We start from the raw sequence: 26,248 nt of genomic DNA on the forward strand, positions 1-26,248 counted from the left end.
CCCCGGCCCGGCCCCCCACCGGGGCGTCCGCGCCGCCGTCCGGGCGGTGGTGTGGCCGTGTGGATGTGTCCCCGCGTGAGGCGAGGCGTCAGGGCCCGGCGTGCCCGAACCCGTCGGTGCCGCCGGGGGTTTCGTTGCCGATCCGCAGACCGTCCCCCGTGGCGGCGTTCCTGGGTGTGAGCGTGAAGGAGACCCGGTGCGTGCGGCTGCGGCCCGCCTTCGCCTCGGCGTCCGCGCTGAGCACCCACGCCTTGAACCCGCCCTTGGCGGCGGCGTCCTGGCGCAGTTCCACCGCGAACTCCATCTGGATCTCGCCGACGTCGAAGCGCAGCGGCTCGTCCGCCGCGGCCTCGGCGGCCCGGGTGAGCTGGTCCCTGATCGCCTGTACGGCGGTGGTGAGTTCGACGCTGTCGAAGTCCGGCACTGTCCCTGGCCTCCCCGTTGCCCGCCGCTGCTAGGGTCTGTCTGACAAATCTCGTCTGGGCGGCGGCGCCTGGCACGCACGTTCGTTGCGTTGTCGATCGTCGGCGCAGCCCGCTGCGCTCTCCTCCTCCGCCTTGCGACCGCACGCACCAGACACCGCCGCCCACGCCAGACTGCGCACGACGCCCTTTGTCAGACAGACCCTAGGGCTCGACGGTACGGCACGGCCCGGACCGGTACGCAGCGGACGGCGCGGTGACCGGCTGCGGTGGCGGCCGTCGAACTCCCCGCGCCGTCACGGCAGTCGGGGCGCCATGGGCCGGTTCTCCTGGTCCCGCTCCCCGACGGCGAATGAGCCCTCCGGCAGCTCCTCCGTACCCGTGATGCGCGGCGTGCGCGTGTGCGAGCGGACGGAGACGAAGAGGTCCGGGATGCCCGCGAGCGCCGACAGGTCCACCTCCCTCGTCTCCGGACCCGGCGCGAGATGCAGCCGCAGCCTCCGCAGGGACGGGAACAGGCTGCGAAGCCCCTCCGCCGTGCAGCGGCCCGCGCTCTCACGCGTCTCGACGGTCGCGTCGGTGATCGCCGGGAGCGGTACGACGGTCCGCTCCGCCGACCGGCACAGCCCGATCGTGGTGATGAAGACCGCACGCAGCGCGGCCAGTCGCCGGAGCGGTTCCAGGGACCGCACCGGCACGGGCACCTGCGGCAGATGGAGCAGGTGCAGCCGGTCGTAGCGGGCCAGGCCCCCCAGATCCTCAAGGTAGAGATTGCCCAGGAAGACCAGCGTCTCCAGGGTGGGCGCGAACGGCACGTCCGCCGCCCGGAGTCTGCGCGAGGGGCCCGACCGCAGCCAGGCGAACGTCGCCTCGCGCAGCGTCGTCGCCTCGCGCAGCGGGCTCAAGTCCGGGCCGTGCGGCATGTTCTGGAGCGTGAGGGAGCTCAGACCGAGCCGGGCGAGCGCCGAGTAGTCCACGAGCCCGCCGCAGTCGGCCAGATGCAGATCGGTCAGCTCCGGCGCGCACTCCGTCAGGAACTCCAGGTCGGGCAGCCTGTCGTCGGACTGCAACGTGAGCTGTCGCGGGGCGGCGCTGCGCAGCGCCGGTGCCAGCTCCTCCGCCCCGAAGCCGCCGGCGCACCACAGGCTCGGTACGGCCCCGACGACGGGCAGCACGGCGAGCTGTTCCGGACCGTTCACCACGAGCCGTACGCCCTCCAGGGACATATGGCTCAGGATGTCGCTCGCGTAGGTACGGGCGTCGAACCGGTCCCAGGCGCCCGCGAGTTCCTGCCGTACGGACGGATCCGTGCTCTCCCGGAAGGCGCGCAGCACCTGGAAGGCGTGCTCCCCGCCCAGCAGCCGTGCGGTGTGGGCCACCGGCCGGGCCTGTGCGGCGGTCAGCGCCTCGGGAGGCGGAAGCAGACCGAGGACGACCGTCCCGGCTTCGGCGAGCATCTCGGCCTCCGCCAGGTCTCCCGGCGGGACGAGGGCCGCCGCCCGCGCCTCCACCTCCGCGCGCACCTCCGGGTCCAGCGACGTGGCGTGTTCGAGGCAGGCCGCCGCGAGCAGATGCAGCCGCTCGCGCTGGGGGTGCCCGGCGGCGTCGCCCAACTCCAGCAGGCGGCGCAGCAGTACGGCCCGTTCACCGGCGCGTGCGTGGCCGATGGCCATCCGCACGACGTCCTCCCACTGCGGCTCGTGGGCGTGCGCGGCGACGAGGTTGAGGTCCTGGCCTTCGACGGCGGCCTTCGCGCCCAGATAGTCCTGGAAGGTGCGGTGCACGAACTCCACCGTCTCCGGCGAGGGCGCCCGCAGCAGACCGCAGCGCAGCACCAGATGCTCCAGGACGTCGCCGGCCTGCTCGGGCGGGGCGATCTGCGGCATCGAGCGCAGCGTCTGCGCGACGATGCGCAGCGCCTCCGGGCGGCCCACCTCGACGTACCCGTTGCGGATCATCCAGTACGCCAGGTCCTGCAGCAACTGCCGCTGTGCGTCCTCGTCCTGGCGCAGGGCCTCCTGCGCGCCGCTGACGCCGGCGTCGCCGGCCGCGCTGCCGCCGCCGTCCGCCTCCGTGCCGCGCGGCAGCTCCCGCTGTACGTCGCGCCGTACCAGCAGCATGCTGAGCGCCGCCCGGTACAACTCCAGCCGGTTCTGCGGGAGGTAGGAGTCCCGGTCCCGGTTGAGGGCGCAGATCATCGCGCACATCAGGGGGTTGGTGGCGAGCCGGGCCAAGTCCGGCTTGCGCGGCAGGACATCGGTGAGGTTCTTCCGGTACGTCTCCAGCCGGGCCTTGTCCTCGGGCCGCCCGGCGGCCTCGGTGGCGGCGTCGTGCCAGCGGCCGAGGAACGCCGTGACGTCCTGGCGGTTCATCGGCAGCAGATTCAGCTCGGTGAAGTCCTGGTGGTGCAGCCATCCGTCGGCGACGGCCGAGGGGCGCGTGGTGACGAGGTAGACGCAGTCCTGGTAGAGGGTGATCAGGCTCTTCAGCCACTTCTGGGTGCGCTCCCGGTCCCGCTCCTGCACCTCGTCCACGCCGTCGACGAGCAGCAGGCCGCGCCCGGAGGAGAGCACCTGGTCGGCCCAGCCCTCGGGCTGGGCGGCGCCGAGCGGGTTGCCGACGGCGGTGAGGAACTCGTGGGGCGCCGGGAGCGATCCGCGCCGCGCGAGCGTCCGCAGCGGCAGGACGAAGGGCACGCACCCCTGGAAGTGGCCGAGCCCGGCGGGGAAGTCCTGGCGTGCGGCGGTCACCGCCAGCCACTGCACGAGCGTCGTCTTGCCGGACCCGGCCAGCCCCCGCAGCAGGATGCGCCGCTCCCGGGCGAAGGCCGACTCCACGCGCTGCCGTCCGCCGCCCGCCGGTTCGCCGAGGGCGGGCTCGTGCGCGCCGCCCGAGGGGTGCTCACGGCTGTGGTGGGGCGCCAGTTCGAGACTGAGATACGCCGTGTCCAGGGGCCACTGGGCGTGTTCCTGGCGGCTGAAGTCCAGGCCGAAGATGGTCAGTTCGCTGTGGTATTCGGCCACGTACGCCGCGTACCGCCGCTCGAACTCGGCGTGCGGGTTGTGCTCCTCGCCGGAGAACTCGATCACGGTCGGCCGGTGCCCGGTGTGCTTCACCAACTGCTCGGTGAACTCCGGGTCTTCGAAGAGCACCCGGCTGCGTACGGCTTCGATGCGCCCGTGCTGCCAGCCGTGCGGATCGGCGACGACGACGCCGATGATCGTGCCCTCCGCGAACAGCGCGGCGCCCGACATCCCGGCCCACGGGGAGCCGCCGTCGCGGCGGGGTAAGGGCGGGGCGTACGGGCTGTCGAGGACGTAGCGGGCACGGACCATGCGCGAGCCGGGCTTGAACGTGCCGGTGATCTGCTCGGTGTCCAGCTCCCCGCCGTCGCCGCGCTGCACCTGCGGGAAGCCGATCGCCTGGCAGGCGTCCATCGTCTCCAGTGCCAGCGGCATCCCCCAGCGCACGGCGCCGAGTTCGAGCGCCCTGGTCTGCTCGGCGGGGAGCAGATCGCGCTTGGCGAGGAGGAGCGCGGCGTCGCACTCGCGGTCGCGGCGTGCCCACACCACGCGGCACTCGACCTGGCCGACGCCGCCGAGCGCCGCCACCTTCACCAGATAGCGGTTCTCCACCACGTGTCCGGCGGTCAGGACGAGCCGGGGCGAGAGCAGATAGCCGCTGCCCTGGCTGCTGCCGTGGACGGCGGCGATACGGGACGGCTCCGGTCCCGACGGACCCGTCGTCGCCGCCGCTCGCGGTCCCGGTCTTGGTGCGCTGCCCGCCATGTGCCCCCGTCCCTCGTCGCTCCGACGGTAGGGCAACGCGAGTGCGGGCGTGGGCGGTTCCCCGTCCGCGCCGGTGTCCGGGGGAGCGCCGTGTCGGGGCCGTGCTTCAGGCGTGTCCCAACTCCCGCTCCGCCACGGTCCATTCGCGTGCCCGCCCGCTGAGCGTGACGCCCAGCCCCGGCCGCCGGGGCACCAGCATGCGCCCGTCGCGGATCTCCATACGCTCCTCGAACAGCGGCTCCAGCCAGTCGAAGTGCTCGACCCACGGCTCGTACGGATAGGCCGCCGCGAGATGCAGATGGATCTCCATCGCGAAGTGCGGTGCCAGCGGGAGGTGTTGGTGTTCGGCGAGCGCCGCGAGCTTCAGGAACGGTGTGATGCCGCCGATGCGCGGGGCGTCGGGTTGCAGCACGTCGGCGGCGCCCGTACGTATCAACTCCGCGTGCTCCGCGACCGATACGAGCATCTCGCCCGTCGCCACGGGGGTGTCGAGGCTCGCGGCGAGGGCGGCGTGCCCCTGTGCGTCGTACGCGTCCAGCGGCTCCTCCAGCCAGACGAGCCCGAACTCCTCCAGGGCGCGGCCCATCCGCCGTGCCGTCGGGCGGTCCCACTGCTGGTTGGCGTCGGCCATCAACGCCGCGTCCTCGCCGAGGTGTTCGCGTACGGCGGTCAGCCGGCGCAGATCCTCCCGGCGGTCGGGATGGCCCACCTTGATCTTGACGCCGCCGATGCCCGCCTCCAGGGCGGCGGAGGCGTTGTCCAGCACCTGGTCGAGGGGCGTGTGCAGAAAGCCGCCCGAGGTGTTGTAGCAGCGCACGGAGTCGCGGTGGGCGCCGAGGAGTTTGGCCAGCGGCAGCCCGGCCCGGCGTGCCTTGAGATCCCACAGCGCGACGTCGAACGCGGCGATCGCCTGTGTGGCCAGTCCGCTGCGCCCCACGGACGCGCCCGACCACACCAGCTTCGTCCAGAGCCTGCCGATGTCGCTGGGGTCCTCGCCCAGCAGGTCGGGCGCGACCTCCTCGGCGTGCGCGAACTGCCCCGGCCCGCCCGCGCGCTTGGAGTAGCTGAAGCCCAGCCCCTCATGGCCGTCCTCGGTCGCCATCTCCGCGAAGAGCAGGGCGACTTCGGTCATGGGCCGCTGTCTGCCCGTGAGCACCTTGGCGTCGCTGACGGGCACGGCGAGGGGGAGCCGGACGGAGGAGAGCCGGATCCGGCGGATGGCGTCGGGGGCGCTGTGCGGTGCGTTCACGGCTGTGTCCCGGGGTGTTGGTGCCGGTGGGGCGTTACGGGCCAACGGGTCAACGGGCCGCCGGGCGGCCGGAGATGACGGCTGCGCTCCGCCGCTGCACACCCATTGACCCTGCCTGGGCGCAACCTTAGCCTCCATTCTCATACGTGGACAGCATCTCCGTATGAAGACGTCCCACGTGCCGTCCCCACGCACGGTCCACGGAGCCGAACCCCCGAACTGCCCCTGCCCGCCCACCGGTTCACATCACTGAACCTCCGCGCCGGGCAGCCGCCCCGCCGACGTCCCGTCCCCGCCTGCCTCACGGAGGAGTTGACGCATGCCACTCGTCGCCGTCGGGATCAGCGTCCTGGTCCTGCTCTTCCTGATGACCAGGCTGAAACTCAACGGCTTCGCCGCGCTGCTGCTCGTCGCCGTCGCCGTCGGACTGGTCCAGGGCATACCGGCCGCGAAGATCCCGGACGTCCTCTCCGCCGGCATCGGCGACCAGATCGGCGACACGATGCTCACCATCGGCCTCGGCGCCATGGTCGGCCGTGTGATGGGGGATTCGGGCGCCGCGCAGCGCGTCGCGGACCGGCTCCTGGACGCCTTCGGCCACCAGCGGGTGCAGATCGCCATGGTGGTCACGGCGATGCTCCTGGGCGTCACGATGTTCTACGAGGTCGCCTTCGTGATCATCGTGCCCGTCGCGTTCACCATCGTCCGCGTCTCCGGCAAGAACCTGCTGTGGGTCGGGCTGCCGATGTCGATCGCCCTGTCCACGATGCACAGCTTCCTGCCGCCGCACCCCGGGCCCACCGCCGTCGCCGCGTCCTTCCACGCCTCGGTCGGAGTGACGCTGCTCTACGGCCTGTTCATCGCCGTACCCCTGGGCGCGCTCATCGCGCTGCTCTGGCCGCGTCTGCCGTTCGTACGGGCCATGAACCCCTCGATCCCCAAGGGCCTCGTCAGCGAACGGGTCTTCACCGACGAGGAGATGCCCGGCATGGCGTGGTCCTTGAGCGTGGCCCTCTTCCCCGTCGTGCTCATCGCCGGCGCCGCCGTGACCGACATGGCCGCCTCCGGCTCCGGCCCCCTGCTCGGCGCTGTCGCCTTCGCTGGTGCGCCGCCGATCGCCCTGCTGCTCACGCTGCTCCTGGCGGCCTGGGCGTTCGGCCCGCGCATCGGGCGCAGCCTGTCGGAGGTCGCCGCGTCATGCGCCTCGGCGGCGCAGGCGATGGCGATGATCCTGCTGGTCATCGGCGCGGGCGGCGCGTTCAAGCAGGTCCTCACCGAGGGCGGGATATCCGGCTACATCAAGGACACGGCCCACGGCTGGCCGATCTCGCCGATCATCCTCGCGTGGCTCATCGCGGTCATCCTCCGCGTGGCACTGGGCTCGGCGACGGTCGCCGTCGTGACCGCCTCGGGCGTCGTCCTGCCGCTGCTGTCCGGCAGCGGCGTGCACCCCGAGGTCATGGTGCTCGCCGTCTCCTGCGGGTCGATCGCCTTCTCACACGTCAACGACCCGGGCTTCTGGATGTTCAAGGAGTACTTCAACCTGTCGGTCGTCGACGCCATCAAGGCACGTACGACCTACACGACGGTGCTCGCGATCCTGGGACTCGGCGGCGTGCTCGTCCTGGAGGCGGCCCTCGACGCGCTCAACGTGTAGGCGGCGAGGGCCCGTTGACCCGGGCGGCGAGGGTTCGTCGACCCGGGCCGGGAACGGATCGGGAACGGGTCAGGAGCCGTCCGAGGAAGTCGTGCCGCCCTTGCCGCTCTTCCCGGACGTGCCACGCGAGAAGCCGGTCATCCCGATCGCGAGACCGATGGGAATCCCCACCGCGATGCCCATGGCGATGTTGTCGAAGATGAGACCGCCGATCAACGCACCGATGGCGATGCCGATCGCGACGCCCATGGCGTTGTTCTTGCCGCTGTTGCCCCCGGACTTGCGGGCGCTCTCCCCGTTTGCCTCAGTCATCGGGCCATTGTGCACGAGAGCGGGGGAGGGGGAACCCGTCGGGCGCCGCGGTCGTGCCCTTCGTCACGTCCCGTCGGACGGTGAGGGACAGGACCGCCGAACTGTGCGGTAAACGGCGCATGTCGGGAGGAACCGGAACGCCAGTCGAGGGCGGGACGGGCGTTCAGCCGGCGGCCGTACCTCCGGCCTGGGCCCGGTACTCGTCGAGCAATGCGTAGCTGCGGACCGTGTACGGGTGCTCCGCGCCGAGGGACTGTTCGCGCCGCTGTGCCACCGACGCCATCAACTCCACGGCGGAGTCCGTGTCCCCGAGACCCGCCCGTACCCGTGCGCACACCAACTGTGCCGAGAGCGTGAGCGCGTAGTCCGCGCCGTGGCGGCTGCGGTACTCCTCCGCGGCCCGGCGTGCCTCCTCGTCGGCCGCCTCGAAGCGGCCCAGCCGGACGAGTGCGAAGGCATGGCTGAGCAGCGATCCCAGGGTGACGGCGTGCCCGGGGCCGAGGTGTGCGGCGCACTCCTGCGGAAGCTGTGTCGCCGCACCGTCGATCTCGGCGGCGAGTTCGTCGGCGGGCAGGAACTCCAGGAGATGAGCCCGGGATTGCAGCGTGAGCGGATGTTCCTCTCCGAGGAGCCGACGACGTCCCTCGGCGGAGCGCCGGAGCAGTCCGACGCCCTCCTCCTTGTGCCCCAGTTGCTGAAGGGGGTGGTTGAGACCGAAGCAGGCGTCCAGGGTGTCGGGGTCGTCGGGCCCGAAGAGCCGTTCACGCTCGGCGAGTACGCGGCGCAGTACGGTCTCGGACTCCTCGAACCTGCCGAGACGGAAGAGCGCCCGGCCGGTCCGTGAATGTGCGGACAGCACCAGTCGGTGGTCCGCACCGAGTTTCGGTTCCGTGGTGGCCGCCGCGTCGGCGGCCAGCTCCCAGGCGGACAGGTAGTCGCCCGTACGGTGCAGGGCACACGCCAGCCGTACGGCGACGTCGAGAGCCTCTTCCACCACCGGCACGTCCGTGGTCTGCCGCAGCAGGGCGACGACGTGCGGCGCGGCCAGGCGCAGCCGCAGGTCCTGCGGTCCCCGCTCCGGCACGGCCGGTACGAGTTCGTCCAGCAACCGCGTCGCCGTACCGGTGAGTTGGGCGAACCGTTCGGGCGGAGCGCTGCCCGCGACACTGGTCAGCAGCAGTGCGTGGGTCTGCACGCACCGCACTCCGGGGTCGACCAGCGCCGTCAGGGACTGATCGAGCAGTCCCCGTAACGCCGCCTCGGAGCGCGCCCTCGGAAGTACGCTCTCGATGCGCGGGCTGTTCAGCACCGCGAGCGGAAGCGGATCGGGCCCGTAGCAGGCCAGCAGCCGCAGCAGTTCCGCAGCCTCGGGGACTCCGTGCCCGGCGAGCGCGTCCAGGGACAACTGCCATGTCTTGTTGATCAGTTGGCGCGCGTCTCCTTGCGGATACGCCACAGCACCCTGGTCGATGAGTTCCAGGCTCCCGTCGCCACTGAGGCGCTGACCGTATTTCGTCATCGTCCACGGGTCGATCACCTGGTGGGAGAGGAAGCCTCCGGCCAGGATCAGCGCCAGGGGCAGCCGTCCCAGCCGCTCCGCGATCTCCGCCGCCTCCTCGACTGTTCCGGTCTCCGGAGCCAGGTCGTGCAGCACCTGTGCGGCGGCGTCACGGGGGAGTACGCCGACGTGGTGCAGCTCGGCGTGCGGCCAGAAGCCGACCGACGAACGGCGCGTGGTGACCAGGACCGTTCCGCGGGGGCTGGTGCGCAGCCAGCCGCCCTCCTGGAGGATCTCCGGGGCGTCGGCGTTGTCGAGCACGAGTAACCAGGGCTGTTCCGACGCGTCGAGCCGGTCCCACACAAGGTCTGCCGGTGCTCTCATCCCGTTCCGGGCGGCGGCCAGTTGGCCGTCGCCGGCGCCCCGGTCGGCGGCGACCGCGAGCATCCCGCTGCGCAGGCTGGTGCGGTCGGCGGCGTTGACCCAGAGGCCGATGCGGCCCTGGTCCGTGGCGAATCGGAACAGCGCGCGGGCGACCGCCGTCTTGCCGCAGCCGCCGAGGCCGTGCAGTACGAAGACCTGGCCGGCGGCGTCCCCGCGTACGGCCGACCGGAGCGTCTCCATGAGTTCGGTGCGGTCCCGCAGCAGCGCCGCCTCCCGGCCGCCCGTCGGCTGCCGCACCGATTCGGTGCCCGCCCAGCCGGACGCGGCCGTCTCCCCGTGGTGATGGTGCTCCGTGATGTGCTGGTCGCCGGCCGCCTGGAAGACGCGCCCTTCGCCGTCGGCGCGGCCGTCCTGCGTACCGCTCACCGTTCGGAGACGTGCTGGTCGCGCCCCGCCTGATACACCCTGGCGCTGCCGGAGGCGGTGGCGTGCTGGGCGACCGAGGGCGCGGTCTCCGGCGGCGGGGCGAACTCCTCCAGCAGCAGCCGCAGTTCCTCGGCCCGCTCTGGCTGGACGGTGAGCAGCCTGCGGACGCGGCCCTGCCATTCGGCCTGGAGATCGCCTTCGAGGTCGGCGGCACCGGACGCGGACGCGGCGAGGAGTTCCTCGCGCCCGGCGTCGAGTTCGGCGGCGACGGCGTCGGCGCGGTCCGCCTGTCCACGGCGCCACAACGCGGTGATCCCGTCGCGCAGCCGCTGCCATGCGTCCGTGGCCATCAGCGTGACGATCGTCGTCCCCGCTGTACTGGCTAACGCGGCGATCTCCGGTTCCACACCCGCCCCCGGTCAAAGCTCGACGTCGACTCCTCGTACCCTACGACGTCCAAGTGCTCCCGGACGATGGGACGTTGGGGACACCGGCCCACCCGAGCGCGCGCTCCGTACGGCCACGGCACGGAAGGAGAGACGCCCGATGGGAACCACCACCCCGTCCCCCGGTCCGCAGCACGAGAGCGACCGGCACCGGGAGCAGGAGCGGATCGCCGCCACCGTCACCGCGCTGCAAGGGGACTTGGCGCGCACGGAGGTCAAGGCGAGCCTGCTGCTCGCCCTGACCGGTGCCGCGCTGGTGGGGCTCGTCTCGGCCGCCGGTGATCTGGAACTGACCATCCCGGCGACGGTGGCCGCGGCCCTTGGCGCCGTCGCGCTGCTGGCCGCGACCGTCCTCCTGCTCATCGCCGTACGACCCGATCTCGGAGGCGGCGGCTGGACGAGCTGGCCGGGCCTGGACGACGCCCGGCTGCGCGCCGAGCTGACGTCCGGCTACCGCGTGGACCATCTGCGGTTCATGGCCCAACTCGCCACCCGCAAGTTCCGGTTGATCCGCGCCGCGGTCGACTGCACCCTCGCCGGGATCGGCCTGTTCGCCCTGGCCGCGGTGCTCGCCTGGGCGGCGTGAGGAACGCCGTCGTCAGACGGCGAACTCCACGAACTCCGCCCACGCGTCGGAGCGGAAGGAAAGCACGGGCCCGCCGGTGTCCTTGGAGTCCCGTACGTGGACGGTCCCGGGGCAGTCGGCGACCTCGACGCAGTCGCCGCCGTCCCCGCCGCTGTAGCTGCTCTTGCGCCAGTCCGCGCCGACCTCGACGCAGTTGCCGCCCTCGCCGTCGCTGTAGCTGCTCTTGCGCCACTCGACGGCGACTTCGAGGCAGTCGCCGCCTTCGCCGCCGCTGTAGCTGCTCTTGAACCAGGTCAACTCGCCGGTGGTGGCTCGGTAGATGCTCACAGTTCCCCTAGTCGCTTCTCGATGAAGACCAGTGACTCACGTGGCGTGAGTGCTTGCGCACGGATGATTCCATGCCGGGCCGCGATGGAGCGGACTTCCTCCCGGGCAGTGGCCGTTGTACTGCGCCCCTGCGCTTCCATATAGGCGACCTGATTGCTGTCCCTGTGGGTGAGCAGCTTGAAGGGTCCGTCCATTCCTGCGTTGTCCTCACGGTCGCACGGCATGACCTGGATCTCCACGTTGCGCTTCTGGCCCAAAAGGAGCAAGTGTTCCAACTGGCCACGCAGCACCGGGATTCCGCCAAGGGGCCGCTGGAGGACCGGCTCCTCGATGACGAAGCTCAGGGTCGGTGCGGGGCGCCGTTGGAAGATCTCCTGCCGGGCCAGGCGGGCTGCCAGCCGTTCATCGATGGTCTCTTCGTCGAGCAGCGGGCGCCGGATCGTGAAGACCGCCCGCGCGTAATCCTCCGTCTGCAACAGCCCGTTGAGCACATGGGTGTCGTACGCGTGCAGTTCGACGGCCTCCGCCTCCATCCGCGCCGCATCGCGGAAGAACGCGGGATAACTCGCCCTCGCCACCTCCTCCTTCATCGCGCTGAGCACTCCGCCCGCGTCGAGTTCGCGGTCCGCCCCGTCGATCAGTTCCGGCTGCGGGATGCGCCGTCCGCGTTCCGCGGAGGCGACTTGATCGAGGCTGTAGCCGATCCGGCCGCCCAGCTCCGCCTGGGTCAACCCGGCGCGCTTCCGGAAGAGTTTGAGCTGCTTGCCGAAGCACTTCAGGAAGGCGTCGGAGCCTTCCTCGTCGTCGTTCTGGTCCGTCATGTCCTGTCTCTCCACACCTTCGTGGTCTCTCACGGTGGGTAACTGTCCGGCGGGACCGGTCAGTTCGTACGTCTGGCCGGTACAGCAAGCCTCCGTACCGTGTGATCTGCTGGTCACAGTAGGTGCGGAACGACACGCTCAGGGTCATGTCGAAGAAATCCGAAGCGGCGAATCCCGCCGCTCGCACGGAGGTCGGGCCTCAGCCTGCACTCTCGGTGACCGCTGCCGCCGTGCGTCCCCGATTCGCGATGCGGTTCACCTCGACCCCTCGTGGCGCACGCCTCGCCCGCCGGCTGGTGGCGCGGCGGCTCGCCGACTGGGGTCATCCGTACGGCGCCGAGCCCAACGAGACGATGACGCTCATCGCGGGCGAACTCACCGCCAACGCCGTACGCCACGGCCATGTGCCCGGCCGTGACTTCCGGGTCGTACTGACCTGCCCGCCCGGTCTGCTGCGTATCGAAGTCACCGACACCCGTGGCGAGTTACGGCCCGCCTGCCGGGTGACCGGACCCGACACCGAGAACGGGCGCGGACTGCTGCTCGTCTCGCAGCTCGCGGAGCGCTGGGCCGTGACGACGGCCGGTCCCACGTATCCCGGCAAGACGGTGTGGGCGGAGGTGTCCGTCCCCGTGTCCTTCGTGCCCGCCTCGTAACGGGAGCGGAGGAGAGGGACCGTACGAGGGGAGACCGTACGGCGGTTCTTCGCCGGCCGGTGCCGGTGAGGGACCGCCTCCCGAAGCGGTACACACCCGTCATGTCGGTCATGACCGCTCAACACCCCTGGAACGGCGGTCTTTTCAGAACAAGGCGGTTCTTAGCGCGTTGGAGAGAAATCCGGGGGCGGCTGACACGTACATGCCAGCATGCTGCTGACAGTCGGACGTGAGACAGCCGGGGCTCCGTCGTGCGGCGGCTTCCGGATCATCATTTCCCTCGCGTGAGGGTCGGGCAGACAAGGAAGCGCCATGGGAAAGGGAAAGCACCGACGGGTCAGATCACCGAGAGCGGCACGGAACAACATCCTGGGCAAGGCCCTGGCCGGGCTGGTCTCCGGCGCGGCCGTGGCCGGCGCGGCGAGTACCGTCTTCGCGGACGGAACGGCCAAGCGCCAGGCGTCCGACACCCAACTCTCGCTCGCCGACGCCTCGTACGAGGACGTCGACCCGGCGAGTTACGAGCCCACCGACATCGCCCCTCACCGAGCGGTCGGTCAGGCGCGCACCTCCCACAGGGTGATCGGTCGGGCACCCGCGTCCCACAGGGTGGCCGGTCATGCCCGCGTCCCGGAGAGCGACCGACCGGCGGCACGGTCTGCGGCACAGGACTGCGACGCGCGTACGAAGTCCACACGGCAGCTCATCGACGAGCTGCGTCCCGACTGCGCGAACAGCACCGCCGAGCGCAGGGCGGCCGCCCAAGAGCTGGGAAACCGCGGGACGTTCGTCTCCGACCCGAGAACCAACAGCCTGTACTTCCAGCCCATGACCGTGGCGTCCGACCGGATGAGCGCAGCACGGTCGATGTCCACGCAGGAGCTGATCGGCCGGCTGGGCCCGGACCGCGGTGTCAGCCAGGACGAACGTACGGCTGCCTTCCTGGGACTCCAGGAGCGCGGCTACCAGATCTACGACGCCGACAGCCAGGACCTGCACTTCAACCCCCAGGCGTTGGCCGCGGACACACCGGGCGGCCAGACCGCTCAGGGCGCTCCGGGTGCGGACGAGGGCGGTGGCAATGCGCCGCAGGTCCAGGCGCCGACCCCGGCTCCGCTGCCCGCCCCGAACCAGGGTGCCCCGGCGGCGGCTCCGCTGCCGGCTCAGAACCAGGGTGCGCAGGCCGAGGCTCCCCGAACGGTGCAGGCCCCGGCTCCGGTTGAGGCTCCGCGCGCCCCGGCGGCGGCTCCGCAGCAGTCCGAGGCGGTGACCGGCGGCAGGATCGAGATTCCCACCGGTCCGAACTCGTTCGCCTTCATCCAGGCGGGAGTCAACTCGAAGACGATCACGATCTCCGGCGGGGGCGGCCTCGGGGTCGGGGGCAACAGGTCGTTCGTCGGCACGTTTTCCGCACCCGCGGCCGGGGTCAATCTCCGCGGCAACGTCTCGCTCGCGTCCCCGGCCGCCAGCGTGAAGGGCGAGGCGAGGGTCAACTTCAACCCTGTGACGAGGGAGTTCTCCGGCGGCGGTTCGGGGACGGTCGAGCTGAACAGCCCGGACGGAACCACGACGTCGGGGAAGGTGTCGCTGGACGTCAATCCCGACGGCGAGATCAAGCTCAGCACGACGGAGGGCCAGCAGGTCGATCTCGGGGGCCGCAAGCTCAGCGTCGAGGCCTCGCCACCGGCGAGCGACGGAACTCAGTCTCCGCCCTCGTTCAAGCTGGGCCTCTCGGGCGGCCCCGCGCAAGCCGCCGGCAAGGGATTCACGGTGGAAGGCCGGGTCGAGGTCGACGCGACCGCCAATGTCCCGCTGGGGCCCCAGGACACCCCGGCTGCCAACGCCCCGGCTGTCAACGCCCCGACTGCGCCCGCCGGTTCGGGCACATCGGGCGGGCAGGGCGCGCCTGATGCGCAGGCGCCGGCACCGGCTCCGGCCGGCGCCGAAGCCCAGCCTGCGCCTGAGACGCAGACGCCGTCCGCGCCTGAGACGCAGACGCCGACCGCCCCCGACGGCTCCGGTACGCCTGAAGCACAGGCCCCGGCCGGAGCCGAGACACCGGCCGCGCCTGACGGGTCCGGCGGCGCGGACTTCGGTGGCGGGGCCGACTTCAGCGATGGCGGAGGGGACTTCGGCTCCGGCAGCGGCGAATTCGGCGGCAGCGGAGGCGACTTCAGCTCCGGCAGCGGTGATTTCAGTTCCGGTGGCGGTGACTTCGGTGGCGACGACCTTGGCTCTGGCGGCGGTGATTTCAGTTCGGGCGGCAGTGACTTCGGTGGTGGTGCCGACTTCGGTTCCGGCGGCGGCGACTTCGGCGGAGGTGCAGGTGACTTCGGTGGCGGCGGGGGCGACTTCGGCGGTGGTGGCGGCTTCTGACCTGGCGTGAGTGAGCGGGGCCGACGGCGCGCTCACGTCCGTACTGCGGACCGGGACCGGAGGACGGGGCCCCGCGTACCGCTCAGGCGCCCGCGGGAAAGCCCCGTCGGCCCGGTGCGGGCCGGGGCTCCGGCGAGGGCGAGGGGGTTTCGTCCTCGTCGGCGGGAAGCGGGAGTTCGAACCAGACGACCTTCCCGGAGCTGATGGAACGCGCTCCCCACTGCTGGGCCAGCTCCCCGACGAGCGTCAGGCCCCGGCCCCACTCGCCGTCCTCCGTCACGGGCGTACGGTGCGGCAGCCGCTCGTCGTCGTCCGCGACCTCGACGACCAGAGTGCCGCCCTTGGCCATCTGGATCTCGATGTCGGACCGTGCGTGGCGTACGGCGTTGGTGACCAGTTCGCTCATCAGCAGCTCGGTGGTGTCCTGCATCTCCTCCAGGCCCCACTCGCGGAGCGTGTCGCGTACCAACATCCGTGCGACGGACGCGGATTCGCCCTCGGGCCGCACACGCCAGCGCGCCGAGCGGTGGCCGGGGGTGGCGGGCGCGCGTGCCATCAGCACGGCGAGGTCGTCCTCGCCCGCCGGGTGGGCGAGTTCGGCGACGATGCTGTCGCAGAGCGCCTGTAGCGACGGCCGGGTCCGTACCGGGGACGCGGCCCGGGAGGACGGGGACCGAAAGGGCCAGGCCGGCGGCCCTCCGTTCGGTGTGACGGCGGGGACCGGGGGGTTGACCGAGGCGGACAGCGCCGAGCGCAGCGCGTCGATGCCGTCGTCGATGTCCTGGTCGCGGCGTTCGACGAGGCCGTCCGTGTAGAGGACGAGGGTGCTCTCCTCGGGCAGCACCAGATCGTGGACGGTGACCTCGGAGCCGCTGAGCCCGACGCCGAGCGGCACCCCGGAGGGCACCGGCACCATCTCGGTGGTGCCGTCGCGGTGGCACAGCACGGGCGGAGGGTGGCCCGCGTTGGCGATGCTGCACTCGCGCGTGACCGTGTTGAACACCGCGTACACACACGTCGCGAGCTGCATGGACGCGGCCGGGCTGGTCTCGACGACCTCTTCGAGCCGCGCCAGCAGATCGACCGGTTCCAGATCGAGCTTGGCGAGGGTGTGCATCGCCGTACGCATCTGGCCCATGCCGGCGGCGGCGTGGATGTCGTGGCCCGTCATGTCGCCGACGACGAGCGCGACGCGGTGCCCGGAGAGCGGGATGACGTCGAACCAGTCCCCGCCGACGTTGGCCGAACGGGTCGTCGACCAGTAGCTGTAGGCGATCTCCAGACCGGGCCGCCGGGGGATGTCGCGCTCGCCGGGGAGCATCTTGCGCTGGAGTCCGACGGCGATGCGCCGCTCCTCGTCGTACATCCGAGCGTTGTCCAGGCTCAGCGCCGTACGGGCGGCCAGCTCCTCGGCGACCCGCAGATCGTCCTCGTCCAGCGGGTGGCGCTCGGCGGAACGGCCGAACTTCACCAGTCCCAGGCAGTGGCCGCCGCGTGCGACGAGCGGGACGACGATCAGCGAGCCCGGCCCGTTCTCCCCGAACTCCCGTCCCGCCGCCTCCCGTTCGCTCACCGCGGCCCGTCCGGCGGGCGGGACGTCCAGCTCCTTGCGGTGCCAGGGGCGGCCCGTGCACATGCTCTCGTGCGAGGGCGAACCGACGGGGTGGATGTGCTCGGTGCCGGGGCCGGTGAACATCAGCCGGGCGGCCGGGTCCTCCTCGACGCTGCGGCCCGCGAGCCGGATCGTGGTCACGGGCTCGTCGGCGGGGGGCAGCTTGCCGCCGTCGGAGAGGTTCGTACGGATCTCGACGGCCGCGGCGTCGGCGAAGTCCGGCACGACGAAGTCGGTCAGCTCGCGCGCGGTCTCGCCCATCGACAGGGTCGTCCCCACCTTGCTGCTGGCCTGGCTGACGAGGCTGAGCCGCTGGCGTACGGCGGCCGCGTCCAGCAGCGAGACCTGGTTGGGAGTGACCTCGACGATCAGGCCGCCCAGACCCAGGGGGCGGCCCTCGCTGCTGGTGAGGCGGAAGAACGTCGTCGACCAGGCGCGGTCGGCGTCACGGCGGCGCCGGGTGCGGCCGGTGATCAGCACGTTCTCCAGGGGCTCGCCGGTCTCCAGCACCTTGCGCAGATGCTTCTCGTACTCGCCGGCGTCGGCCGCGTGCACCATCTCCCCGACGCGGCGGCCGACGTGCTCGGCCGCCGGGATCCCGTTGAACTCGGCGAGGGCGTCGTTGACCAGGACGTAGCGCAGATCGTCGTCCAGGATCCCCAGACCGAAGGGCGAGCGCCGTACGAGGGCGTCCATGAACGCGGTCTGCACCTCGCTGCGGTACGAGGCGGCCAGATCGGCGACCTGGCACATCAGCCCGGTGCGGCCGTCGGACTGGAGCAGGGGAGTGCAGGTCAGCAGCGCGTGGACGGCGGTGCCGTCGGCCAGCCGCACGGGCACCACGCGGTGGTAGTGCTCGCCGGCCGCGGCGGCGGCCGAGGCGGCGCTGAGCGCCTCCGCCCCGGCCTCCTGGAACAGCAGATGCCCGTCCCTGCCCAGCACCTCGTCCGTCGCATAACCGAACCATGCGGCGGCGTCGGCGCTCCACGAGGTGATGTGGGCGCCGTGATCCAGGGCGAAGGAGGCTGTCGGCATCGCTTCCATGTGTGGTGTCGAAATGGACTGTTTTCGCAGTATAAGAGCGGTATACGCACCGCGCTCGGCGGTCCCGGGCCGGCCGCCGGCCGCCGGCCGGCGACCCTAGGGGGACCCCGGGGATTCCCCGGGGTCCGGCCGGTGGGCGTTGATCTTCGGGGGCGGGGGTGGGAGCTTCGGCGGAGCGGGCGATGCGCGGGCTGCGCGGGCTGCGCGCGCTGAGTGAGCGGAATCGGGCGTTACGGCGGAACGGGTGGTGAGCGGTGTCCGACGAGGCGGGCCTGTGGGAACTACGGCTGGGCATCCACGCCACACCTGACCAGGCGGAGGAGATCCGCGAACGGATCGCGGCCCTCCTCTGCCCGGACCCGGACCACGCGCCGCCGTGCCCGGTGCCGTGGTCGCTCTCGCTGGTCGCCCTGTCGGGCGGCGACGAGGACGGCGGCGGGGACGAGGACGAGGCTGAGGCCGCGGGCGCTTACCCGGAGCTGATCGAGCAGGCGCGGATCGAACGGGGTTGATGTCGGTCGGGCGCGTGCGCGTACGTCGCTGACGCTGTTGAGATGGGCGCCGTCTCTGTGTGCGCGCCGGTGGTGGGTTTCCGGTGGTGGGTGACGGTTCGTCGATGTGGCTCTCCCTGCTCCGCGCGGGGGCGCTCCACAGGGAGCGCCTGGGTTGCGCCGAGTGGTCGTCCGTTCCTGTCCACGGTTGAGCTGCCGGGTCGCCTGTCGCCGATCATCTGCCCGTACCCGTACGGAAGTTGACCCGGATGCGCGCGCTGGGCCTGCGGCCTGGCGGGAGACGGTGGGATCGATGGCCCGTTTCGGTCTCGCTCGGAGATCCGCGCCCCGGCGCGGAGCGGAGAGCGTTCCCGGCGATGGCGGGTCAGTCCAACGTACGTACCCGCTACGTGACTTGAGGCCGGACGTGCACCGGGCCCGCGACCGTGTTGGGAGACGGCGTAGCAACCCGGCCCTGGGCCGGCTCCGCTCGGAGATCCGCGCCCCGGCGCGGAGCGGAGAGCGTTCTCGGCGACGGTGGGTCAGTACAACGTACGTACTCGCGACGGAAGTTGAGCCGGACGCGCGCCGGGCCCGCGACCGCGTTGGGAGACGGCGTAACAACCCGCCCCCCGGCCGGACCCCGCCCAACTGCCGTACTCCGTAAGACCGTTGGCCGTACCACGAACAATCCCGCAGGCCGGTTCTCGTCCGCTTCTCCCTTTATCAGGTGGATCAAACTGACATTTCGTCCCCGCTCGCATCTTTCAGTCTTTGAACTTCGAAACAACGTCTTGCGTGCACGGGGGGCCTGGGCAAGCATTCCGTTCAGCGTTGTCAGGGACACGGTGCGTACGTGCCGTGTGCTTCCTGCTGCGCCCAACGGGCCCCCACCCCAACGGGCCCCCGTTCCCCAACTGGAGGAATTTCAGTGAGGATCACGCGCACCACCCCCCATCGCACCCTTGCGAGACGCGTGCGGCTCATAGCAGTGACGTCCGGACTCGCCGCCGCGGCGGCCCTCGCCCTCCCGGCGAGCGGCGCATCGGCAGCGCAGCCCGCCCCCACCGAGTTCAGCGCCGCCGCGCTGAGCGACGCCTCCGACGCGCTGCGCACCGCGCACGTCGGCGGTGCCGCCTGGTACACCGACAAGCAGAGCGACAAGGTCGTCGTCACCGTCGACAGCACGGTCTCGAAGGCCGACCTCGCGAAGATCAAGCAGGAGGCCGGCCGCAACGCCGGTGCCCTGGAGATCAACCGCACCAAGGGCAAGATCCAGAAGTTCATCGCCGGCGGCGAGGCCATCACCACGGGCGGCGCGCGCTGCTCTCTCGGCTTCAACGTGCAGGACAGCGCCGGCACCAAATACGCGCTGACCGCCGGTCACTGCACCAACATCGGCAGCTCCTGGTCGATCGGCACCACGGTCGGCAGCAGCTTCCCCGGCAATGACTACGGCCTGATCCAGCACTCCGACCCGGGTGCCGCGGACGGCCGTGTGTCCCTGTACAACGGCTCGTACCAGGAGATCACCGGCGCCGGCAACGCCTCTGTCGGTCAGTCCGTGCAGCGCAGCGGCAGCACCACCGGTGTGCACGGCGGCACCGTCACGGGTCTGAACGCCACCGTCGACTACGGCGCCGACGGCATCGTCGAGGGCCTGATCCAGACCGACGTCTGCGCCGAGCCCGGCGACAGCGGCGGCTCGCTCTTCGCCGGCGAGACGGCCCTCGGCCTGACCTCCGGTGGCAGCGGCAACTGCTCCTCCGGCGGTGTGACCTTCTTCCAGCCGGTGCCCGAGGCCCTGTCGGCCTTCGGCGTGAGCATCATCTGAACACCCTTTCCGCAGCGCGGGGGAGCCCTCCCCGCGTGAGGTGAGCGCCGGCCTGTGCGTCCCGTTCCATACGCGGACGCGCAGGCCGGTCGCCGTGTGCGGGGCCGTACGGAGATCGAACGGTCCGGTGACGTGTCGTCCGCGTTCCGGGGCCGGGGCCCCTCTCCCGCATAGCGTCGGCGCCAGCCGGAGAGCCCGGCGCACGTCGCACCGCGGAGGACGGGATGCCGCCGACGCAGCCCGGGGACCACCACCCGGAAGAGCCCCCTACGCCGGGACAGGACGATCCCCGTACGCCGGGAGACCGTACGAGTGGACCGCAACACCGTACGGACGGACCGGCACACGGTTCCGACGGAGCGGCGGCGCACCCCACGAACGGACCGGCACACCCCACGAACGGACCGGCACACCCCACGACCGGACCGGCACACCCCACGACCGGACCGGCACACCCCACGACCGGACCGGCACACGGTACGGACGCAGCGGAACGCCGTACGGACGGAGCGGAACGCCCTACGGGCGGACAGCCGCACGGCGCCCGGCGCGCCCCCGAACAGCCCCGCGAGCGCGGCCAGTTCGCCCGTGCGCTCGGTCGGCTACGGCGTCGGTTGCGACCGGACGGTCCGCCGCCCGGCCCCGCGCGGCCGGAGTTCTGGCGCAGCCCCCTGCGCGGCCCGTGGCTGACGTCCGTCCTCGGGCTCGTCCTGCTCGTCGGGGTGACCGTGCTGTTCGTGACGGGGCTGTTCTCGTACGCCGCGTACAACCCGGGCCTCGGAGCGCCCAACGACAAGACGCCGGACAAGGGCCTGCTCGGCTTCTACCTCTTCCCCTGGCCGGCCGGACCGCCGTGGCTGTACCGGCTCAACCAGGGCGTGCACGTCACCCTCGGCGTCGTGCTGGTGCCGGTGCTGCTGGCGAAGCTGTGGTCGGTGGTGCCGAAGCTGTTCGCCTGGCCGCCGCTGCGCTCGGTCGGGCACGCGCTGGAGCGGCTGTCGCTGCTGCTCCTCGTGGGCGGCGTGTTCTTCGAGTTCGCCACGGGCCTGCTCAACGTCCAGCTCGACTACGTCTTCCCCGGCTCCTTCTACACGCTCCACTTCTATGGCGCCTGGGTCTTCATCGGGGCCTTCGTCGTCCATGTCGCCCTGCGTCTCCCGCTCATGGTGCGGACGCTGCGCAGCCGTGGTCTGCGCGCGGAACTGCGTACGCCCGCCCGCCGCACCGAGCCCGAACCGCCCGACGAGACGGGCCTGGTGGCGCCCGACCCGGCGCCGGCGACGATGTCGCGGCGCGGCGCCCTGGGCATGGTGGGCGCGGGCTCGTTCGCGCTGTTCGCGGTGACGGCGGGCCAGAGCATCGGCGGGCCGCTGCGGGAGACGGCGCTGCTGGCGCCGCGCGGCCGCGATCCGGGCACCGGCCCGAACGGCTTCCAGATCAACAAGACCGCCGAGTCGCGCGGCATCCGCGCCGCCGACATCGGCGACGGCTGGCGGCTGACGGTGCGCTTCGGCGAGCGGGAGGAAGTCCTCACGCGGCAGCGGCTGTTGGAGCTGCCGCAGCACTCCGCGGCGCTGCCCATCGCCTGTGTGGAGGGGTGGTCGACGGACGACCAGGAGTGGAGCGGCCTGCGGCTGACGACGCTGGCGGCGCTCGTCGGGATCGGCAGGCTCGACGCCGTCGACGGGCAGGAGGGACGGGACGGACCGGACGGACCGGACGGACGAGAGGCGCCGGAGGTGCGGGACGTGCCGGACGTCTTCGTCGAATCGGCCCAGCTCGCGGGGTCGTTCCGCTCGGCGGGTCTGCGCGCCAACCAGGTCCGCGATCCGCGCTCGCTGCTCGCTCTGCGCGTCAACGGCGCGGACCTGACGCCGGATCACGGCTATCCGGCGCGGATCATCGTCCCGGCCAACCCCGGTGTGAACAACACCAAGTGGGTCACGCGACTGACCTTCGGAGCCCGGCCGTGACGGGCGGGACGGGGACGAAGGCCGGTGCCGGGCGCGGCACCGGCCGCCGGTTCGCCCACGTCGCGGACTCGCCGCTCCAACTGCCGCTGCTGCTCTGCTCGTTCGCGCTCACCGGGTACGCCGGCATCCGGCTGCTCGACGGCGACGTGCTCGGAGTCGTCCTGTGGTTCGTGGGCGCGGCCGTCCTGCACGACCTGGTGCTGGTGCCGCTGTACGCGCTGGCCGACCGGGCGCTGCGGTCCGCCGCCCCGGGAACCCTCGTCCGCGCGGAGCGGATCAACTACGTACGGGTGCCCGCGTTCGTCTCGCTGGTGCTGTTCGCCGTCTGGTTCCCGCTGATCCTCGGCCTGGGCGGCCACTACGCCGCGTACACGACGCTGGACCCGGACGTCTTCCTCGGGCGCTGGCTGCTGATCACCGCGAGCCTCTTCGCCGCCTCGGCGCTGTGCCTGGCGGCACGGGCACTGCGCACACGGCGCGCGGGCGGCGCGACCGGACGGGGCCCCGTGTGACCATTCCCGAATGACCAGCGGCCGGATCATCTTCCTCAACGGCACGTCCAGTTCGGGCAAGTCGAGCATCGCCCGGGAGCTGCTCGCCGTCCTGGACGACGGCGTCTTCTTCCATACGGCGGTGGACGGCTTCAACGCGATGCGCACGAAGCGGCCGCTGCCGCCGGAGGCCCTGGACGCCGCCCTGCTCCGGACCAGGATGGGCTTTCACCGGGCGGTCGCGGCCATGGCCGAGGTGGGCAACGGGGTCGTCGTCGACCATGTGCTCAGCGAGGACTGGCGGTTGCTCGACTGCCTGGCCGTACTGCCGACCGAGGACGTGGTATTCGTCGGCGTCCGCTGCCCGCCGCGGGAGCTGGTACGCCGCGAACTGGCCCGCGGGGACCGGCCGTCGGGCCTGGCGATGCGGCAGTACGACGTGGTGCACCGGCACGGCGGCCACGACCTCGTGTACGACGTGGAGTGCGACACCTCCGCGGCCGGGCCGCGGGAGTGCGCCGAGCTGATCAAGGAGTTCCTGCCGCGGCGGCTGGCGCCCACGGCGTTCAGCAGGCTCCGGGATCGTCATGCGGTGGGCGCGGGCGAACCGCCGCCCGGATAGGCGGTGTTGCGCCCTGCGGTCGGGCGGCGGTGCTCCTGTTCAGCCCGCGACCATGAACACCCCCATGCCCAGGGCGAGTCCGCACAGGACGATCCCCGTCACGGCCACCGGCCTGCCGCGTCGGCCCCCGGTGCAGCCGCCGATCGCGAGGACGAGGCCGCCGAACCCGAAGGGGAACGTGAGGTACTGCCGTACGAGGTCCAGATTGAACGGCAGCAGCGGCAGCGCACACGCGACCAGTCCGAGGACGACGGAGGCCACGGCCAGTCCGGGACCCGGCGTGCGGGCGGCGGCGGGCGACCCGCTCCACTGCTGCGGCTGCGGCGAATGCTGCGGCTGTGGCGGCGACTGCGGGGGCGGCGGCGCGGCGTGCGGGGCCGGCTCGTGCGGTTCGGGCGGCGGGCCGTAGGCCATGACGGGTCCTCACAGACGGGTCGTTCGCAGAAGGTCGTACGGGGGTGCCCGCCCGCCGAAGTGGCAGGGGCGTACGGGGCGTTGGGATCGTACGGCGCCGAAGGCGCGGACGGGAGCGCTCCGCCCGGCTCGTCACGACTCGCCGCTACACCCCGCCGTGCCCCTCCCGCCGCAGCACCGCGAACCCATGGGCGGGGGCACTTGGGCTTCGGAACTGGGCACCTCCCTCCGTTGGACCGGCTGCCTAGCACCGAGTTGCTGCGCACACGACTCACTGCTCGCTGGCGGCAGTGTGTACTGCGTCACCGAACTTGCCGTCCTGGACAATCGCACTCTAGGCCGGACCCGCGGTATGCCGGTATCGGGCATGTATCGAGAAGAAGTTCTTCGGACCGTTGATCAGGGTTGAAATTACATAACTAGCTGACGTCTCGTCACCACAGAGTTACCATCCAGAGCGTCACAGCAGTAAGAACTACCTTCATCGGTAACGGCGTTCAGGGTAAGCGTGAGAATCAAGCGAGTACATGTCAAGAACTTCCGATGTCTGCACGACGTGCACATCTTCTTCGAGGAGATAACCTCCTTCATCGGCCCGACCGGCGTCGGCAAGTCCACCGTGTTGCGTGCGCTCGACTGGTTCTTCAACGGTGAGAAATCGGTGTCCCTGAGTTCTGACGACGTTCATTCGGCATCTGAGAGTGAGCGCATATCTGTCGAAGTCGAGTTCGACAGACTGACAGACCACGATCGCACTGCCCTTGGGCGTTATGCGCCTGACGGTGTTGAGAGTGTCAGTATCTGGCGTACTTGGGAGAACGGTGACGACAAGATCACGGGTAAGGCGCTCGCATACTCTCCGTTCGAGGAGGTTCGACGCCAGGAGGGCGCCATGGCTAAGCGGAGGGCCTACAACGCTCTCCGCGACGAGGATCCTTCGCTCAACCTGCCAAGTGCAGGGAGCGAGAGGGAGGTGCTCGACGCAATGGTCGCCTGGGAGAGCAGCCACCGGGATTGGCTCACTGAGACAGAGATCGAAGGGACCCATTTCTTTGGCTTCGCTGGGCAGAGCAAGCTTTCAGAGCTGATCGATTTCGTGTTCATCTCCGCCGACCTCCGTGCATACGAGGAGGCTGATGATCGCAAGGCCTCTGCGGTCGGGCGCATCCTCGACCATGCCGTGGACCGCATGGAGGCGAACGAGCAACTCGGTGTGATCGACCAAAATGCGCATCAGGCGCGCCTAGAGGTGCACAGAACGGTTTACGGCCCCAAACTCACCGATCTATCTGGTGCGCTCTCGAATGAAGTCGCGCAGTTCACTGCCGGAAGGCAGGTAGTCGTTACGCCGATGGTTCAGGCGCCTAAGCCTGCCAAGACGTCGTTCCAGGTCACTATCAAGGACGGGGCAGCCGAGACTTCGGTTCACCGGCAAGGGCACGGATTCCAGCGTGCTTTGATCATCGCCGCTCTCAAGCTGTTGGCGGAGAGGAGGCGGCCAGAGGTAGGTATGCGAATGCTGTGCCTCGCCGTTGAGGAACCGGAGTTGTTCCAGCACCCACCTCAAGCGCGAACCTTCGCGGAGGTGTTGCGCAAGCTGGTGAGTTCGTCTCCCGACAGCAGGACTCAGGTGATGTACGCCACGCACAATCCGGTCTTCATTGATCCGCGAAATTATCACGAGATCCGTCGGCTCGGCCGTGACGATACGGAGATGCACCCCGTCACAGTCGTGCGTCACGTGTCCGAGGCCGAGCTGATTTCCTCGCTGCCAGACGACTTGGTCAAAGAGAGTTCCATCAAGAGGCAGGCTGGTATCAAGTGTGCTGGAGCGTTGGCCGAGGGCTTCTTTGCGCGGGCGGTGGTGCTTGTTGAGGGAGACACAGACGCGGCCGTCCTGGCCGGGTGTGCCGAGCGCGAGGATTTCAATCTGGGGGCTCGAGGGGTGAGCGTTATCAGCGTCGGAGGCAAGGACAACCTCGCTCTCTGTCGGGCCATTCTCCAAGCGCTGGGTGTGCCCAGTTACGTGGTGTTCGACGGGGATGGGGGCAAGATGGAGAAAAGGTTGAAAGGTATTGAGAACCTCCCGACAGAGGAGGAAAGGGTGAAGGCAGAGCAAAAGATTGAGAAGGAGGCCCGGCGGGATATTGCGTTGAACTCGAACCTTCTTGCCTACCTGGGAGCCTCTCCTGCTCCCTGGCCCAAGACGGAGTGCGCCGATACTTACACCGTCTTCGAAGAGAACTTGGAGGCTTTCCTCCAGACTGAGTGGTCACGTTGGGGAGATCGTAGGGAGGAGCTCATCGCGTCGGGAGACGGGTTCGCAGCCAAGAATGCTGCGACATACCGTGAGGCGACTAAGACCGCTGTCACTGGGCCGCCGTTTGTTCTCCAGGCGCTGTTGGAGAGAGTGAAGACGATCGTCAAATGAGCCCGAGGGGACGTTCGGAGACGTAGCCAGTCGGCTTACGGCCCATGCGCACAAGTTCACCGAACCGTCGGGGCAGGCGGATTCGTCAATCACGGTCGGCGATCGTGGCCGCTAGGCAGAGCGCGAGTGCTCGGGGCGTGGCAGTAGGGGCGCAGGCCCTTCAGTTCCCGTCACACCCCGCCGTGCCCCTCCCGCCGCAGCACCGCGAACCCATGGGCGGGGACGGTGACGTGGGCCGGGGCCGAGCCCCGGTGCGCCGTGGCGCCGCCGACGGGCCGGGCCCGCAGGTCGTACAGCTCGACGGTGACGGGTCCCTTGCCCGGCACCGTCACCGTGGCCGGGCGCTCGCGGCCGTCGCCGTTGTGCAGCAGGGCGAGGCCGCCGTGCG

General features: G+C 70.8%; 21 protein-coding genes. 10 read left to right on the forward strand and 11 right to left on the reverse strand.

Going from position 1 to position 26,248, the window contains the following annotated elements; genetic code table 11:
• Positions 1-88 precede the first annotated feature (88 nt).
• From AN218_RS00620 to AN218_RS00630, 3 genes are all read right to left on the reverse strand, one after another.
• Complete coding sequence (locus AN218_RS00620) at positions 89-424, reverse strand: trypco2 family protein (RefSeq protein WP_070014456.1); 336 nt, start codon at positions 422-424, stop codon at positions 89-91.
• A gap of 294 nt (positions 425-718) precedes the next feature.
• The gene (locus tag AN218_RS00625) at positions 719-4,210 is read right to left on the reverse strand and encodes an NACHT domain-containing protein (protein WP_070014457.1); all 3,492 of its coding nucleotides are present in this window, start codon (positions 4,208-4,210) and stop codon (positions 719-721) included.
• A gap of 106 nt (positions 4,211-4,316) precedes the next feature.
• On the reverse strand, positions 4,317-5,459 hold the full coding sequence (locus AN218_RS00630) for an L-talarate/galactarate dehydratase (RefSeq protein WP_244900182.1): 1,143 nt from the start codon (positions 5,457-5,459) through the stop codon (positions 4,317-4,319).
• 319 nt (positions 5,460-5,778) lie between these two features.
• On the opposite strand from AN218_RS00630, the gene AN218_RS00635 reads away from it, so the two are divergent.
• Positions 5,779-7,116, forward strand: a complete 1,338-nt coding sequence (locus AN218_RS00635) for a gluconate:H+ symporter (RefSeq protein WP_070014459.1) — start codon at positions 5,779-5,781, stop codon at positions 7,114-7,116.
• 69 nt (positions 7,117-7,185) lie between these two features.
• Here the strand turns inward: AN218_RS00635 and AN218_RS37375 are convergent, their stop codons facing one another.
• The 3 genes from AN218_RS37375 to AN218_RS00650 form a co-directional block, all read right to left on the reverse strand.
• A complete protein-coding gene (locus AN218_RS37375) occupies positions 7,186-7,428 on the reverse strand; it encodes a glycine zipper domain-containing protein (RefSeq protein ID WP_070014460.1) in 243 nt (80 codons plus the stop codon).
• 163 nt (positions 7,429-7,591) lie between these two features.
• Positions 7,592-9,736, reverse strand: coding sequence for a tetratricopeptide repeat protein (locus AN218_RS00645; RefSeq protein ID WP_070014461.1), 2,145 nt, complete (start codon positions 9,734-9,736; stop codon positions 7,592-7,594).
• A complete protein-coding gene (locus AN218_RS00650) occupies positions 9,733-10,143 on the reverse strand; it encodes a hypothetical protein (protein ID WP_070014462.1) in 411 nt (136 codons plus the stop codon). The genes AN218_RS00645 and AN218_RS00650 overlap by 4 nt, the downstream gene beginning before the upstream one ends.
• A gap of 139 nt (positions 10,144-10,282) precedes the next feature.
• On the opposite strand from AN218_RS00650, the gene AN218_RS00655 reads away from it, so the two are divergent.
• A complete protein-coding gene (locus AN218_RS00655; RefSeq protein WP_079131693.1) occupies positions 10,283-10,768 on the forward strand; it encodes a Pycsar system effector family protein in 486 nt (161 codons plus the stop codon).
• Between the two features lie 12 nt (positions 10,769-10,780).
• On the opposite strand, the gene AN218_RS00660 is transcribed toward AN218_RS00655, so the two are convergent.
• Both AN218_RS00660 and AN218_RS00665 read right to left on the reverse strand, forming a co-directional pair.
• Positions 10,781-11,095, reverse strand: coding sequence for a DUF397 domain-containing protein (locus AN218_RS00660; RefSeq protein ID WP_244900183.1), 315 nt, complete (start codon positions 11,093-11,095; stop codon positions 10,781-10,783).
• The gene (locus AN218_RS00665) at positions 11,092-11,916 is read right to left on the reverse strand and encodes a helix-turn-helix domain-containing protein (protein WP_070014463.1); all 825 of its coding nucleotides are present in this window, start codon (positions 11,914-11,916) and stop codon (positions 11,092-11,094) included. Before AN218_RS00665 ends, AN218_RS00660 begins: the two co-directional genes overlap by 4 nt.
• Before the next feature lie 215 nt (positions 11,917-12,131).
• On the opposite strand from AN218_RS00665, the gene AN218_RS00670 reads away from it, so the two are divergent.
• Both AN218_RS00670 and AN218_RS36295 read left to right on the forward strand, forming a co-directional pair.
• A complete protein-coding gene (locus AN218_RS00670; RefSeq protein WP_338059584.1) occupies positions 12,132-12,572 on the forward strand; it encodes an ATP-binding protein in 441 nt (146 codons plus the stop codon).
• A gap of 312 nt (positions 12,573-12,884) precedes the next feature.
• Positions 12,885-14,948, forward strand: a complete 2,064-nt coding sequence (locus tag AN218_RS36295) for a hypothetical protein (protein ID WP_070014464.1) — start codon at positions 12,885-12,887, stop codon at positions 14,946-14,948.
• Positions 14,949-15,030: 82 nt separating this feature from the next.
• On the opposite strand, the gene AN218_RS00680 is transcribed toward AN218_RS36295, so the two are convergent.
• A complete protein-coding gene (locus AN218_RS00680; protein WP_070014465.1) occupies positions 15,031-17,595 on the reverse strand; it encodes a SpoIIE family protein phosphatase in 2,565 nt (854 codons plus the stop codon).
• 263 nt (positions 17,596-17,858) lie between these two features.
• Here AN218_RS00680 and AN218_RS00685 point away from each other — a divergent pair, with 263 nt between their 5' ends.
• The 5 genes from AN218_RS00685 to AN218_RS00705 all read left to right on the forward strand — a co-directional run bounded on the left by AN218_RS00685 (position 17,859) and on the right by AN218_RS00705 (position 23,015).
• Positions 17,859-18,116, forward strand: a complete 258-nt coding sequence (locus AN218_RS00685) for a hypothetical protein (protein ID WP_070014466.1) — start codon at positions 17,859-17,861, stop codon at positions 18,114-18,116.
• Between the two features lie 910 nt (positions 18,117-19,026).
• Entirely contained in the window at positions 19,027-19,929 is a 903-nt protein-coding gene (locus AN218_RS00690) for a S1 family peptidase (RefSeq protein WP_070014467.1), read from the forward strand.
• A gap of 614 nt (positions 19,930-20,543) precedes the next feature.
• Positions 20,544-21,902 carry a molybdopterin-dependent oxidoreductase gene (locus tag AN218_RS00695; RefSeq protein ID WP_070014468.1) on the forward strand — a complete coding sequence of 453 codons (1,359 nt, stop codon included), beginning with the start codon at positions 20,544-20,546 and terminating at the stop codon, positions 21,900-21,902.
• Positions 21,903-21,982: 80 nt separating this feature from the next.
• Positions 21,983-22,414 (forward strand): hypothetical protein, encoded by a 432-nt coding sequence (locus tag AN218_RS00700; protein WP_070014475.1) that lies wholly within the window; start codon positions 21,983-21,985, stop codon positions 22,412-22,414.
• 10 nt (positions 22,415-22,424) lie between these two features.
• Positions 22,425-23,015, forward strand: coding sequence for a chloramphenicol phosphotransferase CPT family protein (locus AN218_RS00705; protein ID WP_070014469.1), 591 nt, complete (start codon positions 22,425-22,427; stop codon positions 23,013-23,015).
• 39 nt (positions 23,016-23,054) lie between these two features.
• On the opposite strand, the gene AN218_RS00710 is transcribed toward AN218_RS00705, so the two are convergent.
• Positions 23,055-23,429, reverse strand: coding sequence for a hypothetical protein (locus AN218_RS00710; RefSeq protein WP_070014470.1), 375 nt, complete (start codon positions 23,427-23,429; stop codon positions 23,055-23,057).
• 508 nt (positions 23,430-23,937) lie between these two features.
• Here AN218_RS00710 and AN218_RS00715 point away from each other — a divergent pair.
• Positions 23,938-25,860 (forward strand): ATP-dependent nuclease, encoded by a 1,923-nt coding sequence (locus AN218_RS00715; protein ID WP_070014471.1) that lies wholly within the window; start codon positions 23,938-23,940, stop codon positions 25,858-25,860.
• Between the two features lie 170 nt (positions 25,861-26,030).
• On the opposite strand, the gene AN218_RS36300 is transcribed toward AN218_RS00715, so the two are convergent.
• Positions 26,031-26,248: hypothetical protein (locus tag AN218_RS36300; protein WP_171908550.1), on the reverse strand; the 218-nt coding region annotated here is incomplete at its 5' end.

The organism is Streptomyces nanshensis, from assembly GCF_001751255.1.
GTDB lineage: Bacteria > Actinomycetota > Actinomycetes > Streptomycetales > Streptomycetaceae > Streptomyces > Streptomyces nanshensis_A.

Excerpts from the sequence above, each read along its gene's own strand:
- AN218_RS00625 (WP_070014457.1), bottom strand. The coding sequence starts at position 4,210 with ATGGCGGGCAGCGCACCAAGACCGGGACCGCGAGCGGCGGCGACGACG.
- AN218_RS00635 (WP_070014459.1), top strand. The coding sequence starts at position 5,779 with ATGCCACTCGTCGCCGTCGGGATCAGCGTCCTGGTCCTGCTCTTCCTG.
- AN218_RS37375 (WP_070014460.1), bottom strand. The coding sequence starts at position 7,428 with ATGACTGAGGCAAACGGGGAGAGCGCCCGCAAGTCCGGGGGCAACAGC.
- AN218_RS00655 (WP_079131693.1), top strand. The coding sequence starts at position 10,283 with ATGGGAACCACCACCCCGTCCCCCGGTCCGCAGCACGAGAGCGACCGG.
- AN218_RS00665 (WP_070014463.1), bottom strand. The coding sequence starts at position 11,916 with ATGACGGACCAGAACGACGACGAGGAAGGCTCCGACGCCTTCCTGAAG.
- AN218_RS36295 (WP_070014464.1), top strand. The coding sequence starts at position 12,885 with ATGGGAAAGGGAAAGCACCGACGGGTCAGATCACCGAGAGCGGCACGG.
- AN218_RS00680 (WP_070014465.1), bottom strand. The coding sequence starts at position 17,595 with ATGCCGACAGCCTCCTTCGCCCTGGATCACGGCGCCCACATCACCTCG.
- AN218_RS00705 (WP_070014469.1), top strand. The coding sequence starts at position 22,425 with ATGACCAGCGGCCGGATCATCTTCCTCAACGGCACGTCCAGTTCGGGC.
- AN218_RS00710 (WP_070014470.1), bottom strand. The coding sequence starts at position 23,429 with ATGGCCTACGGCCCGCCGCCCGAACCGCACGAGCCGGCCCCGCACGCC.